This window comes from Bradyrhizobium sp. ma5 (assembly GCF_042258955.1).
GTDB lineage: Bacteria > Pseudomonadota > Alphaproteobacteria > Rhizobiales > Xanthobacteraceae > Bradyrhizobium.
Map to the genome: position 1 here is coordinate 4940205 of NZ_CP170156.1, position 14287 is coordinate 4954491.

At 64.6% G+C, this 14287-nt stretch carries 11 protein-coding genes; 5 read left to right on the forward strand and 6 right to left on the reverse strand.

The genetic code is table 11. The annotated features are described in order from the left end of the window. Window position 1: 1 nt before the first annotated feature. Window positions 2-1501 carry an NAD(P)H-hydrate dehydratase gene (locus tag ACE103_RS22930; protein WP_375774996.1) on the reverse strand — a complete coding sequence of 500 codons (1500 nt, stop codon included), beginning with the start codon at window positions 1499-1501 and terminating at the stop codon, window positions 2-4. Between the two features lie 354 nt (window positions 1502-1855). Here ACE103_RS22930 and ACE103_RS22935 point away from each other — a divergent pair, with 354 nt between their 5' ends. The 3 genes from ACE103_RS22935 to ACE103_RS22945 all read left to right on the forward strand — a co-directional run bounded on the left by ACE103_RS22935 (window position 1856) and on the right by ACE103_RS22945 (window position 4400). Beyond that, on the forward strand, window positions 1856-2194 hold the full coding sequence (locus ACE103_RS22935; protein WP_011441447.1) for a P-II family nitrogen regulator: 339 nt from the start codon (window positions 1856-1858) through the stop codon (window positions 2192-2194). Window positions 2195-2344: 150 nt separating this feature from the next. After that, entirely contained in the window at window positions 2345-3754 is a 1410-nt protein-coding gene (glnA, locus tag ACE103_RS22940) for a type I glutamate--ammonia ligase (RefSeq protein WP_223967647.1), read from the forward strand. A gap of 196 nt (window positions 3755-3950) precedes the next feature. Next, entirely contained in the window at window positions 3951-4400 is a 450-nt protein-coding gene (locus ACE103_RS22945) for a GNAT family N-acetyltransferase (protein WP_375774997.1), read from the forward strand. A gap of 191 nt (window positions 4401-4591) precedes the next feature. On the opposite strand, the gene ACE103_RS22950 is transcribed toward ACE103_RS22945, so the two are convergent. Then, complete coding sequence (locus ACE103_RS22950) at window positions 4592-4855, reverse strand: 4-oxalocrotonate tautomerase family protein (protein ID WP_375774998.1); 264 nt, start codon at window positions 4853-4855, stop codon at window positions 4592-4594. A 152-nt stretch (window positions 4856-5007) separates the two neighbouring features. On the opposite strand from ACE103_RS22950, the gene ACE103_RS22955 reads away from it, so the two are divergent. Further along, complete coding sequence (locus ACE103_RS22955) at window positions 5008-5985, forward strand: GlxA family transcriptional regulator (protein WP_375774999.1); 978 nt, start codon at window positions 5008-5010, stop codon at window positions 5983-5985. Window positions 5986-6050: 65 nt separating this feature from the next. Here ACE103_RS22955 and ACE103_RS22960 read toward each other — a convergent pair whose 3' ends face one another. The 4 genes from ACE103_RS22960 to ACE103_RS22975 all read right to left on the reverse strand — a co-directional run bounded on the left by ACE103_RS22960 (window position 6051) and on the right by ACE103_RS22975 (window position 11543). Continuing rightward, window positions 6051-6947: a haloalkane dehalogenase gene (locus tag ACE103_RS22960; RefSeq protein ID WP_375775000.1), complete on the reverse strand. Its 897-nt coding sequence runs from the start codon at window positions 6945-6947 to the stop codon at window positions 6051-6053. 57 nt (window positions 6948-7004) lie between these two features. After that, window positions 7005-8072, reverse strand: a complete 1068-nt coding sequence (locus ACE103_RS22965) for an ABC transporter substrate-binding protein (RefSeq protein WP_375775001.1) — start codon at window positions 8070-8072, stop codon at window positions 7005-7007. Between the two features lie 90 nt (window positions 8073-8162). Continuing rightward, complete coding sequence (locus ACE103_RS22970) at window positions 8163-9221, reverse strand: dipeptidase (RefSeq protein WP_375775002.1); 1059 nt, start codon at window positions 9219-9221, stop codon at window positions 8163-8165. Between the two features lie 150 nt (window positions 9222-9371). Then, window positions 9372-11543: a PAS domain S-box protein gene (locus ACE103_RS22975; RefSeq protein WP_375775003.1), complete on the reverse strand. Its 2172-nt coding sequence runs from the start codon at window positions 11541-11543 to the stop codon at window positions 9372-9374. A 449-nt stretch (window positions 11544-11992) separates the two neighbouring features. Between ACE103_RS22975 and ACE103_RS22980 the strand changes: the two genes are divergently transcribed. Beyond that, complete coding sequence (locus ACE103_RS22980) at window positions 11993-14287, forward strand: NF038122 family metalloprotease (RefSeq protein ID WP_375775004.1); 2295 nt, start codon at window positions 11993-11995, stop codon at window positions 14285-14287.

The following is a 14287-nucleotide window of genomic DNA, read 5'->3' on the forward strand; positions in this document are numbered from 1 at the left end:
CTTAATACTCAATCCCGAACTCGTCATAGAGGCGGCGGAACACGGCCGGCAGCACCTCGGTCAGATCCTCGGCGATCAGGCCGGGCCCCGCCTCGCTGGCGCTTTCGCCGTGCAACCACACACCGATGCTGGCGGCCTCGAATGCCGCGACACCCTGCGCCAGGAAGCCCGCGATGATGCCTGCCAGCACGTCGCCGGCGCCAGCGGTGGCAAGCCAGGGCGGCGCGTTGCCGGCGATGGTGGCGCGGCCGTCCGGAGATGCGATCACCGTATCTGCGCCCTTCAGCAGCACCACGGCGCCGGAGCGCTCGGCCGCCGCGCGGACGCGTTCGAGCTTGGAGCGGCCGGGATGCTTGTTGGAGATATCGCTGAACAGGCGCGGGAACTCGCCCTCATGCGGAGTGAGCACCACCTGCTGTCCATCGAAGGACTTGATCGCCTCGAACAGCCGGTCCGGCGAACCGGCAAAGCTGGTCAGCGCGTCGGCGTCGAGCACCAGGTGTCGCCGCGCTGACAGCGTAGTGTGAACGAAGTCGCGGGTGCGCGCGCTGACCCCGGCGCCGGGCCCGATCACGCAGGCATTGAGGCGCTTGTCGTCGAGCAGTTCGGCGAACTGGATCGGGTTATCGACCGCGCGCACCATCACCGCGGTCAGCGCCGCCGCGTTGACGGCAAGAGCATCGCGCGGCGAGGCCAGCGTCACGAGGCCGGCGCCGGCGCGCAGCGCCGCACGCGCGGCGAGCCGCGCCGCTCCGGTCGAAGCGATGTCGCCGGAGACCACGACTGCGTGGCCCCTTGCGTATTTGTGGCCATCGATCCGGGGCACCGGAAACGACCAGCGCCAGGCCTGCGGCACGTTCTCCGCGGTCAGCGGCTTGATCTCGTCGAGCACCTGCGGATCGATGCCGATGTCGGCGACGCGCACCCGGCCGCAATACATCCGGCCCGGCAGCAACAGATGCGCCGGCTTCTTGCGGAAGAAGGTGACGGTCTCGGTGGCCTGCACGGCCGCGCCCATGACAGCGCCCGATGTGCCGTTGATACCGCTCGGCAGGTCGATCGCCAGCACCGGCGTACCGTTGGCGTTGATGGCCGCGATCATCTCCAGCGGGTCGCCCTTGACCGAGCGATTGAGCCCGGCGCCGAACAGCGCGTCGATGATCAGCGCCGGCTTGCCGATCGCCTGCGGGTTGAACGGCAGCACGGGATATTTCCAGCCCTTCGCCGCCAGCACCGCGTCGCCCTGCAGACTGTCGCGCTCGCAAAGCAGGATCACCGACACCTCGCGACCGCGCGCGGCGAGCTCGGCGGCGGCGACAAAGCCGTCGCCGCCATTGTTGCCGCGGCCGGCGACCACGACGATCGGCCCCTCCTCGACCAGGTCCATCGCGGCTTCGGCGACGGCCTGGCCGGCGCTCATCATCAGCGCAAAGCCCGGCGTGCCGGCTGCGATGGTCAGCCGATCGGCGCGCTCCATCTCGGTGGTGGTCAGAACGTCCATGCCGAATCCTCAATCGCTTCGCCTTTTCGAGAGGCAATTCCTGTGACGTTCGCGGGGTTTCTACGGGCCGACTGCATACGGATTGATCTATTTGCCTATTTGTTGGGCTTGGATATCATAGCCCGTGTAGTTCGATATCAGCCGACTGCCTGTTAAAAGGCTGATAACATTCCGAAATCGGGGGCCTGAACAACTTGGCATAGACCCTGCTTTTGAGGAAGCCGCGCACAATGCCGCCCGATGCGACCATTGCGCGTGTTTCCGGCCACCCGCCGGAAGGCTTAAGACCAACCAGACTGCGCCCCACGCGCATCGAAATCGACCCTGCAATCTGCAATGCCCGGGAGGCGCTCAGTGAAGAAGATTGAAGCCATCATCAAGCCCTTCAAGCTCGACGAGGTGAAGGAAGCGCTCCAGGAAGTCGGACTGCAAGGCATCACCGTGACCGAGGCCAAGGGATTTGGCCGCCAGAAGGGCCACGCCGAGCTCTATCGCGGTGCGGAATACATCGTCGACTTCCTGCCCAAGGTGAAGATCGAGATCGTGATCGGCGACGATCTGGTCGAGAAGGCGATCGACGCGATCCGCCGCGCAGCCCAGACCGGGCGGATCGGCGACGGCAAGATCTTCGTCTCCAATATCGAGGAAGCCATCCGCATCCGGACCGGCGAATCCGGGCTGGACGCTATTTAAGGGCGGTGCTATCCGGATTTTCTGACGGCAAAAGAGAAAAAAGGCTGCTTCGGCAGCCTCATTTCGTTTCAGCAGTCACACGAACTCGCCAAAAGCGGGAATAACGTCGCTCTCCGCTGGAAACCACCCGCACATCCATAAGGGGTATTCATGAAGACCGCCAAAGACGTCCTGAAATCGATCAAGGACAACGACGTCAAATACGTCGACCTGCGCTTCACCGATCCGCGCGGCAAGTGGCAGCACGTCACCTTCGACGTCAGCATGATCGACGATGACATCTTCGCCGAGGGAACGATGTTCGACGGATCGTCGATCGCCGGCTGGAAGGCGATCAACGAATCCGACATGTGCCTGATGCCCGACCCGGTCACCGCGACGATCGACCCGTTCTTCGCCGAGACCACCATGGTCATCACCTGCGACGTGCTCGAGCCGACCACCGGCGAGCCCTACAACCGCGACCCCCGCGGCATCGCCAAGAAGGCCGAGGCCATGGTGAAGTCGATGGGCGTGGGCGACACCGTGTTCGTCGGCCCCGAGGCCGAGTTCTTCGTGTTCGACGACGTACGCTATTCGGCCGACCCCTACAACACCGGCTTCCGCCTCGATTCCTCCGAGCTGCCGATCAACTCGGCGACCGAGTATGAAGGCGGCAACCTCGGCCACCGCATCCGCACCAAGGCCGGCTACTTCCCGGTCCCGCCGCAGGACTCGGTGCAGGACATGCGCTCCGAGATGCTCGGCGCGATGGCCAAGATGGGCGTCAAGGTCGAGAAGCACCACCACGAGGTGGCGTCGGCCCAGCACGAGCTCGGCATGAAGTTCGACACGCTGACCCTGATGGCCGACCATATGCAGATCTACAAGTACTGCATCCACCAGGTCGCGCACATCTACGGCAAGACCGCCACCTTCATGCCGAAGCCGGTTTATGGCGACAACGGCTCGGGCATGCACGTCCATCAGTCGATCTGGAAGGACGGCAAGCCGACCTTCGCCGGCAACAAGTATGCCGATCTGTCGGAAACCTGCCTGCACTACATCGGCGGCATCATCAAGCACGCCAAGGCGATCAACGCCTTCACCAACCCGTCGACCAACTCCTACAAGCGTCTGGTCCCGGGCTATGAGGCGCCGGTGCTGCTCGCCTACTCCGCGCGCAACCGTTCGGCGTCCTGCCGCATCCCCTATACGGCGAACCCGAAGGCCAAGCGCGTCGAGGTGCGTTTCCCCGATCCGATGGCCAATCCCTATCTCGGCTTCGCCGCGATGCTGATGGCCGGCCTCGACGGCATCAAGAACAAGATCGATCCGGGTCCGGCGATGGACAAGGACCTCTACGATCTGCCGAAGGAAGAGCTGAAGCAGATCCCGACCGTGTGCGGTTCGCTGCGCGAGGCGCTCGAGAGCCTCGACAAAGATCGCGCGTTCCTCAAGAACGGCAGCGTGTTCGACGACGACTTCATCGACGCCTATATCGAGCTGAAGATGACCGAGGTCGCCCGTTTCGAAATGACCCCGCACCCGGTCGAGTTCGAGATGTACTATTCGCTGTAAGCTTTACGGCACCTCACGAATGCAAAAGGCGCTTCCACCGGAAGCGCCTTTTGTTTTTGGTTGAACGATGCGTAGGATGGGTAGAGCCAACGGGTCCGCGCAACGCGCGGCCCGATGATAAACTCCGCGAAACCCATCATCTCAAGGCTTGCACCGGCGCGATGGGTTGCGAAGCCGTGATCCCTGGAATCAGTCCATGACCGAAGCGATCGTCCGATCTGCGGCAGCGCACGAACTGCCCGAGCTGTTGGAGCTTTACCGACACCTTCATCCGCACGATCCTGAGCTGGAGACAGTCGCTGCCGAGCGGGTCTGGTCGAATTTGCTTGCATCCAGCTTCATGACCGTGGTCGTGGCGCAAGCAGCGGAGCTGCTTGTCTCCTCGTGCACGCTCGCGATCGTGCCCAACCTGTCGCGAGGTGGCAGATCATATGCCGTGATCGAGAATGTCGTCACCCACGCCGACTACCGCCGGCAGGGGCTCGGCCGACGTGTTCTTGCGCACGCGCTCGATGTTGCCTGGCAGGCCGACTGCTACAAGGTTCTGTTGGCGACGGGCTCGAAGCGGGAGACCACCCTCCGCTTCTATGAGGAAGCGGGCTTTGAACGTGGCGGCAAGACCTACTTCGAGGTGCGCCGGCCTTAGCTACCGTCTAGCGCAGATCGTGGCGCGTGCAAAAGGCGCCTCCACCGGAATCGCCTTTTGTTTTGGTGCCGTATCTCTCCGTCATTGCGAGGAGTGAAGCGACGAAGCAATCCACACATCCGCGCACACGGAGAGATGGATTGCTTCGCTTCGCTCGCAATGACGATGCCGCGAAGACGCCCCTTCTTCGCTTAAACTTTCGCCTTCGCGACCCGCCGTCCGCCGGCGTCGAGCGCCCCGGAATTGCCCGCGATCATGTCGGGCGTCGGGATCATGCCGCCGAGCGACCAGCTCGCCGGCTCGCCCTCCTCGATCTTGACCCAGACGTTGCGGCGGAAGTCCGGGTTACCCTGCCCCTCGACCTCGACCATGAGATCGGTAACGCGCTGCAGCAGCGCCTGCTTCTGCGCGACATCGAAGATGCCGCGGACGGTGGAAATGGTGACGTAAGGCATGGTCTCTCTCCATTGCTGAGGTTGTGACAACGCAACGAAGATGGACCTGGACACCGCACTCAGGCAGTGGCCGATCGGACAGAGATCGGGCAATATCTGCCACGGCCTGCCTGCGCCAATCGGGTAGGATGACGGCAAATTTCGGAGGTCCCATGAAGCTCGCGATCCTCGCGCTGGAAGGCTGCATGCAATCGGCGGTCGCCGGCATCGCCGACATCCTCACGCTCGGTAACCATGTGATGCAGCTGCGCGGCGGCAAGGCACGGTTCACCTGGCAGACGCTCTCGCTCGACGGCAAGGCGGTGCGTGCCGGCGGCGGCAAGTTGCTCGCCGTCGACGGCGCGGTCAGCAAGCGCACGGCATTCGACGCGATCATCGTGCCGGGCAGCCTGGTCGATCATCTCACCGCCGAGCACCTGCAACCGCAATATGACCGGGCCGGCGCCTGGCTGCGCCAGCAACATGCGAGCGGTCGCTTGATCGGCGCCTTCTGCAGCGGCGTGCTGCTGCTCGCCAATGCCGGCCTGCTCGATGGCCGCCGCGCCACCATCACCTGGTGGCTGCAAAGTGAACTCCGCCGCCGCCATCCCAGGATCGATCTCGCGAGCGATGCCGTGCTCACACAGGCGGATCGCCTGGTCTGTGCCGCCGGGCCGATGTCGTGGGTCGATCTATTGCTGCGGCTGATCGAGCTCGTCGAGGGCCCGGAGGTCGCAAAGGTCTGCGCCGACTATGCGGTGATCGACACCGCACAGCGCACGCAGGCGATCTTCATGCCGCTCGGCTACATGCTCGCCCAGGATCCACTGCTGATGAAGGCGGACATGCTGGTGCGCTGCACCGGCAAGGCATCGATCACGGTACGCAGCCTTGCGCAGGCGCTGGGGTTGAGCGAGCGGACGCTGAACCGTCGCTTCCGCGAACTGACCCACGAGCCGCCGCAGGCCTTCATCATGCGCCGCCGCGTCGAGCACGCCCGAACGCTGCTGGAGACGACGGCGCAACCAATCAAGGCCATCGCCCGCGCCACCGGCTACGAGGACGAGAGCAGCTTTCGCAAGGCCTTCCGCAAGCTGACGCTGCTGTCGCCCCAGGCATATCGCGCACAGCGGGTGATGCGTGCGGCCTGAGATTACCGATCAGTTCAAGCTTTGCAGCGCGGCTGCCCTTACCCGTCTCTGCCTATCCTCCGCGGTCAGGACAGCAGCGGCAGCGCGCCCTTCAGGACATCCTCACCCCATTCCTGCACGAAGTGTCCAGCTGCGGTGAGCGTGACCGGCTCGGGGCAATTGCGGACCGTTTGCCGCATCTCCGCCATCACGACCGGCCCGAGCACCGGGTCGGTCATGCCGATCACCATCGCGGTCTTGCCACTGTATTCGCTTCGCCACCATTCGCGCGCCTTGCGCGAGATGGCCGCGCCGCCGGCATCGGGCTGGTCCGGCACGAGATTCGGGAAGCGGCGCACACCGGATTTGTAGCTGGCATCAGGGAAAGGTGCGTCATAGGCCGCGGCCTCCGCGGGTGAGAGCTGCGGGCAGGCGCGCGCCATCAGCTTGCCGACGGCCATGTCGGGATTCGCGTTGCTCCACGCGCGCCAATCCATGAAGCCCTTCGTCAGCGGCCGGTCACCGGTCGCGAGCATGGTATTCATGATCAGCAGCGCTTCGAAACGATCGGCCATGTCCATCGGGATGGTAAGACCGAGCAAGCCGCCCCAGTCCTGGCAAACCAGCGTGATGCGGCCGAGATCGAGCGCACGGATCAGGGCGATCAGGCTCTCGCGATGGAAGTCGAAGGTGTACACGGACTCCTCGACAGGCTTGTCGGAGCGACCGAACCCGAACATATCGGGCGCGATCACCCGATAGCCGGAGGCGACGAGGCCGGGAATCATCTTGCGATAAAGGTAGCTCCAGGTCGGCTGGCCATGAAGGCACAGCGCAACACGGGCATTGCCCCGTCCCTCGTCGAGATAGTGCATGCGCAAACCGGCATAGCCGGGAAGATCGTCACGATAGTTGGGCGCGAACGCATAGCCGGGCAGGCCATCAAAGCATACATCCGCGGTCCGCAAAGCTCCGATCGCCATTGTCCAATGCTCCTCGTCGTTGACCTCGCTCGCAGGATGGGAGGCGAGGACCGGCTGTCACACCCGAAACAGCTTCGCGTAGCGCGCCTTGATCTCCTCGCTCTGCGCCTGCACCTGGGCCGGATCGGCCTTGAGCATCTTCAGCTTGTCGAGCGGCACGTGGCCAGCCTTTTCCTTCACCTTGGCGTGGAACGAACGGTGCGCGAATTCGTCCGCCAGCATCTGCTGGGTTTCGGCGTTGAAGAAATAGCTCTGGAACAGCCGTGCCGCGTTCGGGTTCGGCGCGCTCTTGAAGATGCCGCTCGGCACGATGATCAGCGGCGCGCCCTCAGTCGGGTAGACCACCTCGACCGGCTTGCCCTGATCCTTGGCCAGCACGAGGTTGTAGTCGTTGCCGTCGGCCATGACCGCGCGCTCACCGAGCAGGATCTTCTTCGGTGGATCGGCCGCCGACTGCACCTGCATCACCCGCTGCTGCGAAAGCCTCTCCAGATACGGCCAGCCGAGATCGCGCGCCAGCACGAAGGTCGCGGTCATGATCGCGCCGGAGTAACCCGGGTGTCCCTTGACGATCTTGCCGCGCCATTTTGGGTCGAGCAGATCGGCGTAGCTCTTCGGCGCCTCCTCGCGCTTCACCTGCTCGGTGTTGTAGCCAATCACCTCGAACCAGGCGCAGGACGTCGCCGAGGTGCCGTCGGGATCGATCTGATCGGCCGGGAAATGCCTGGCGACGTCTTCCGGCAGGTAAGCCGCGAGCCAATCGTTCTTCTTCCAGTCGAGGTAATGCGCGGGGTCGGTCGAGTTGGCAACGTCGACGGCATGGATGCCGCTGCCCTGCTCCTGCGCGATGCGCTGGAAGATGCGCTCCGCGCCGGAACGCTCGACACGGACGCTGATGCCGGGATATTTCTGCTCGAAGTCGCGCGCGAGACGCTCTGCCGTGTTCAGTTCGAGCGCGCTGTAGAACGAGATCTTGCCTTCCTTCTTGGCGGCTGCGATCAACTCCGACGTCACGGCCTCAGCCGGCGGCGGCGCCGCCCGCAACGGTTCGGCGAACGCCATGCCCGTAGCCGTCGCCGCCGTCACCTTGAGCCAGTCGCGTCTCGACCATTTGCGGTCCTGCATTCCATGCTCCCTGAATCGGGCCGTTGACCGGCCGCGCCATTGTTGTGCAGCTATAATAGATCACGATCGACCGACAGTGTGCAGCAGTTTTCACCGCCAGCTTTGACGGAACACCCGCATCCAATTGTCGAATGCGAGCTTGTGCAGTGTTGCGTCATCGTAGCCGTGCGCCCGCAGCGCATGGATCAGCTTCGGGAGGTGGCTTGCATCCCGGAGCGGAAGGGGCATGAGCGCACCGTCGAAATCGGATCCCAGCGCAACGTGGTCGTCACCCATCCGTTCGACCAGATAGCTGAGGTGGTCGACGACGGTATCGATCGGGATGTCCGGATCGCGGTGCCCGTCCGGGCGCACCTCGGACACACTGAAATTGAAGCCGACAACGCCGCCCGATGCTCTGACGGCGTCGAGCTGCTTGTCGGTCAGGTTGCGCGTGGCCGGGCAGACCGCATGCGCGCAGGCGTGGGTGGCCACGATGGGCGCGGTGCTGACCGCTGCGAGATCCCAGAACCCACGCTCGTTGAGATGAGCTGCATCGAGCATGATGCCGAGCTCGTTGCAGGCCTTCACCAGCGCCTTCCCCGCGTCAGTCAGACCGGGGCCGGTATCCGGCGAGCGCGGATAGGCGAACGGCTCGCCATGGCCGAAGATGTTGGGCCGGCTCCAGACCAGGCCAAGCGAACGCAGGTCGCGGGAATAAAGCTGCGCCAGCCCGTCCAGATCGGCGTCGATCGCTTCGGCGCCCTCGAGGTGCAGCACAATTGAAAACGCTGCGTCCCTGCGTGCCGCCTCGATTTCATCCACGGTCGTCGCGCACCGGATTTTTCCGCCGGCGCGGGCCACCATGGTCTCGAGTGCGCTCAGCTGGGCATCGATGGTACGGCGCGTATAGGCAGCATCGAGCGGCTCCGCAAGGCGCACCTCGTACCCGTCGGCGGTTCGGGTGAAATCGCCTTGGCGCGGATGTTCTGCCTTGGCGTACATCGCAAACAGGCCACCGACCATGCCGCCTTCCCGGGCACGCGGCAGATCGAGATGACCATCCTCGGAGCGCACGAGAAAATCCCGCCCGCCTTCCCGGTATTCAGCCAGGTGCTGAGCCGCATCATTGTGGCCGTCGAAGATCGCGATCTTGCTGTGATCCTGCACCGCACTGTTCTCCTGCGCCTAGCCTGTGTCGAGCAGCGTAGCGCGCAGGATGGGTTGAGCCAACGGGTCCGCGCAACGAGCGGCCCGATGATAAGCTCCGCGATATCCATCGTGTCGGGGCTTGCGAAAGTGATCAGTCCGCGCTGCGGACTAATTCTTCTCAGGCGGGTTCTCGCGCAGGAAGCGTTCGAGATCGGGCTGCACGGAGTAAGGCTGCGGAACCGGATCGCCCTGAAAATCGACCTGAAGATCAAGGCAGCGCCGCAGCATCCGCGCCAGCTCGCTGCGCCGGTAGGGCTTGGTCAGCAGCGGAATGCCGTGGCCGCCACGGCCCTGTTGCGCCGGCAGCGCGCCATCGCTGTAGCCCGACGTGAACAGCACCCGCAGCGCCGGTCGCCCGGCCATCAGCGTCTCCGCCAATTGCCGGCCGTTCATGCTGCCGGGCATCACGATATCGGTGAACAAAAGATCGAACGCGGTGCCGCGGCTGACGATCTCGAGCGCGGCATCTGCGTTAGCCGCAATCAGCACGCTGTAGCCGAGGCTTTCGAGCTGGCCCGTGACGTAGTCACGGATCGTGGGGTCATCCTCGACGCACAGAATGGTCTCGTTGCCGCCCCTGACCGGCAGCTCTTCCTCCTCGACCGCGCGCTGCGCGGTGCCGTCCGCCTTGGGCAGATAGATCCTGAAGATGGTGCCGCGCCCCTGCTCGCTCTTGACCTCGATCCCGCCGCCGCTCTGCTTGACGAAACCGAACACCATGCTGAGCCCGAGCCCGGTGCCCTGCCCGACCTCCTTGGTGGAGAAGAACGGATCGAAGATCTTCTCCAGATACGACGGCGAAATTCCGGTACCGGTATCGCTCACCTCGATCACCAGATGATCGCCGGCGCGCTCGACGCCGTGCGCCACGGCATCGGGAATCCCGAGCTGCATGTTGCGGGTCGCAAAGGTCAGCGTTCCGCCCTCAGGCATCGCATCGCGCGCATTGATGGCGAGATTGACTAGCGCCGCGCCGAGCTGGCTGCGGTCGACGAAGGCGAACCAGGCGTCGCGGCCGAGCTCTGTCCTGATCTCGGTCTGCGAGCCCAGCGTCTGCGATAGCAGCTGGACCACTTCGCCGATCAGGTCGTTGACGTTGGTCTCGGCGGGCTGCAACGGCTGCTTGCGCGCGAATGCCAGCAGGCTCGAGGTGAGTTGCGCGCCGCGATCGGCGGCGTCGCTGATCAGCTTGGCGATCGCGGCGAGCTGCGGGTTATCCCTGACGCCGTCGGCGAGGATCTCGATCGTGCCGGTGATCACGGTCAGCATGTTGTTGAAGTCGTGCGCAATGCCGCCGGTCAACCGCCCGAGCGATTCCGTCTTCTGCGCCTGGATCAATTGCTCTTCGGCGCGCCGCCGCTGGGTGACGTCCCTGACAAAGGAATTGATGATCCAGCCATCGCCACGGCGCAGCGCATTGAGCGACACCTCGACATAGAACCGGTGGCCGTCGCGGTGCACGGATGCGGTTTCATAGCGCATGCCCATGCCGCCGGTCGCGGTCTCCTGCAGGAAGCGGGTGATCCGCTGCCGGTGTGCAACCCGCAGCTCTTCCGGAAACACCAATTCGACCACGCGCCGGCCGACCGCCTCGGAGCGCGTCCAGCCGGTCAGCGCCTCGGACTGCGGGCTCCAGTCGAGCACGATGCCGTCCTGGTCGGTCTGGACGAAGGCGTCGAGCGCCGTCCTGACGATGGCCTGCGCCATCTGCTCGCTCTCCACCAGCGCCCGATGCGCCTGACGCTCCGCGGTGACATCGCGCAGCACGATGACCGCGCCGCGCAAATTGTCGGCATCGTCGCGCAGCGGCCTGGCGTTGGCGACAAGGCAGACAGCCGGTTCCGGCCGCAGCGGTTTGACGATCAGTTCGCAATCGTCGATATCCTCGCCGCGCAGCGCACGCGCCATCGGCGTCTCTGCGACCGGCATCACGGTCGTGCCGTCGGCATAATAGTTCTGGAAGGTGCGAACCCCGGTCAGGGTGTCAAAACCGGGTTCGACACGGTACAGCCGCCGCGCCGCGGCGTTGACGATCACGATCATCGCATGCTCGTCGGCGACCACCACCGGATCGCGGATGCTCTCGACGGTCTTCTCCAGCAGATGCTGCCGGCTGCCCAATTGCGCGGACAGTTCGGCAAGCGTCGCAGCGAGCTGAGCGGCCTCGTCGTCGCCACTCGGGCGTATCGAGAGCTGCTCGCCGCGCGACAGCGCCTCCGCCGCCCGCACCAATTGGGCGGGCGTTCTGGACTGCGACCTCGCAATCATCTCAGCCGTCATCAACACCACCGAAACCACACCACAAGCGAGCAGAATGCCCGGCCAGGTGATGCCATGGATGAACCCAGCGCCAGCAGGAGTGTGACGACGGGAAGCATCATCCCGGCCGCCAGTCGGCCCGACAAATTCATCCCGACCAACTCATCGTGAGCAGCTGCACCGGAAAATGGAAAAGCAAAATAATATCGGAAAGGATCGTCGGCGCCGGGGCAATATCGGGTGGCTTGCGCCTTCTTGCTTAGCCGAGTCCGGCCCTGCAATCCGCCATTTTCGTATCCGTATAAGTACGGGGAAGACCCGCGCCGGCACCCGCCGATGCCGGTTGAACCACCTCCAGCGCCGGGGAGTCCAAGCCAGCGGTTGCGATTCGGGGCATCTTCGCGCGGCCGCAGGCGCGCACGAGCCGCCGGCGCTCCGCAAAGTCGCTCGCAGTCTCCCGGGAGGCATCGGTGCAGATCAACGTCATCTACGACCCGAGCGTCGCATCTGCGCCGTCAGGCTTCAAGACCGCGGTCGCCTATGTCGTCAACCTGCTCGACACCGCCTTCACCAACAACGTCAGCCTCAACATCAATGTCGGCTGGGGCGAGGTCGGCGGCTCGGCAATCTCGTCCGGTTTCCTTGGTGAAAGCGAGGAGGCAAAGGCGCCGGCCTATGACTACGCCACGATCAGGGATGCCTTGATCGCGGACGGCACCTCCAGCGCCCAACTCGCGGCCTTCGCGACCTTGCCCACATCGGATCCGACCGGCGGTGGAACGTTCGATATCGGGCGCGCGGAAGCCAAGGCGCTCGGTCTAATCGGCGCCAACGATCCGGCCAATGACGGCTGGGTCGGCTTCGACGCCACGACAAACTGGTCGTACGGACCGACCGCCACGCCGGGAAGCAATCAATACTATCTGGTCGGCTCGATCGAGCACGAGATCACCGAGGTGATGGGCCGCGACTCGCTGCTCGGCGTCAATGGCGAGCACTATTCCAATGGTTGGGGCGTCCCCGACCTGTTCCGCTTCTCGGCGCCCGGCGTCCGCGAGCTTGCGCCCGGCGCCGTCCACTCCACCGGCTATTTCTCGATCGACAATGGCGCGACCAGCCTCGCAAGCTGGAACAACCATGTCGCCAAGGGCGATCTCGGCGACTGGGATTCCGGCTTCGGCTCCGGCGGGGGTCCGGGCCCGTTCGGCGACGATGCCTTCAACAATGAAAGCAATTCGGGTGTCATCAACGGCTTCACCCAGACCGATTTCATCCAGATGCAGACGCTCGGGTGGAGTCCGTCGACGCCGGACAATTTCGTGTTCGACGGCGAAATCTATTTCGTCGCAGCCGGCCATACCGCCGGCAACCTTGTGGTGCAGGCGGGCGGCACGCTCGACGTCGCGGGTACCGCAACCGCCGTTGCGCCTGATGGCGGCAATGCCGAGATCGACAACGGCGGCGCGATCCACGGCATCATCGTCGATGCCGGCAGCACGCTCACCGTCGATTCCGGAGGCTCGGCCGATGGCGTGACGATCGCGGGCGGGCTGGTCGAAATCGCGAGCGGCGGCGTGACCGGCGGCACACCGGTCGTGTTCCAGGGCGCCGGCGGCACACTCGAGATCGACGCGCACACGCCGCCGGCCAACATCATCAGCGGCTTTGCAATCGGCGACACCATCGATTTCTATGGTGTCAGCATCGGCAGCAATGCCGCGGTCACGCTGCTACCCGGCGATTTGCTCGAGCTCACCGAACACAACAAGACCTTCGACTTCCAGCTCGATCCGAACGACAATTTCGCCGGTCAGACCTTTGGTGTCGGCGGCGACGGCTTTGGCGGCACCGCGATCTTCCTGCTGCCGTCGGTGCTGTCGGTTGCGACGAGCGGCGCCGGCATCTCGAATGGCAATGGCGACCTCAACGCCGGCCACGCCGTCACCTTCACGCTAAACATCAGCGACGCCGTCACCGTGGACACCACCCATGGCGCGCCGACCTTGCTGCTCAACGACGGCGGTGTCGCGACGTTTACGGGCGGCAGTGGGAGCGATGCCCTGACCTTCAGCTTCACGGTCGCCGCCGGCGACAACGCGGCAGATCTCGCGGTATCAGGTTTCCTGCTGCACGGCGCGTCGCTGACGGACAGCTACGGCCATCATGCGAGCCTCGTCGGTGCGGTGACCAATCCCGGCGGCATCCTGCAAATCGACACCACTGCGCCGGAGGCCTGCGGGGTCAGCGCGGCGCCGGCGATCGGCATCGAGACGGCCGGCGCGTCCGTCATCTTGACGCTGGCTTTCAACGAAGCCGTCACGGTGTCCGGCGGCACGCCGGCGCTCACGCTCAACAACGGCGCGAACGCGATCTTTGATGCGGCAGCGACCGCGGCGCTGCACGATCCAACCAAGCTCGCCTTCGACTATCTCGTCTCGGGGACCGACAATCCCACCGCGACGCTTGGGGTGACGGGCCTCAACGCGAACGGCGCTGCGATCTCCGATCTCGCCGGCAATGCCGCCGACCTCTCGCATCTGAATGCGAGCTTTACCGGCCTTTCCATCAATGACGCGCCGGCCTTCTCGACCGACGGCCTGAGCCGCCCCGAGCTGCATTTCGGCACCGCAGGCAACATCGTCCTCGACGCCAATGCGTCCAGCTTCGCGGCGACCTACGGCCTCGAATATCTCTATCTCGGCCTGCCGGCCGGCACGCCCTACCCGCCGGTGCCCGACACAAGCAGCGGGTTTCATCTGGTCTAG

Bases quoted from the DNA above. Each gene is read 5' to 3' on its own strand.
- ACE103_RS22930 (WP_375774996.1), bottom strand. From the start codon at position 1,501: ATGGACGTTCTGACCACCACCGAGATGGAGCGCGCCGATCGGCTGACC.
- glnA (WP_223967647.1), top strand. From the start codon at position 2,345: ATGAAGACCGCCAAAGACGTCCTGAAATCGATCAAGGACAACGACGTC.
- ACE103_RS22945 (WP_375774997.1), top strand. From the start codon at position 3,951: ATGACCGAAGCGATCGTCCGATCTGCGGCAGCGCACGAACTGCCCGAG.
- ACE103_RS22950 (WP_375774998.1), bottom strand. From the start codon at position 4,855: ATGCCTTACGTCACCATTTCCACCGTCCGCGGCATCTTCGATGTCGCG.
- ACE103_RS22955 (WP_375774999.1), top strand. From the start codon at position 5,008: ATGAAGCTCGCGATCCTCGCGCTGGAAGGCTGCATGCAATCGGCGGTC.
- ACE103_RS22960 (WP_375775000.1), bottom strand. From the start codon at position 6,947: ATGGCGATCGGAGCTTTGCGGACCGCGGATGTATGCTTTGATGGCCTG.
- ACE103_RS22965 (WP_375775001.1), bottom strand. From the start codon at position 8,072: ATGCAGGACCGCAAATGGTCGAGACGCGACTGGCTCAAGGTGACGGCG.
- ACE103_RS22975 (WP_375775003.1), bottom strand. From the start codon at position 11,543: ATGACGGCTGAGATGATTGCGAGGTCGCAGTCCAGAACGCCCGCCCAA.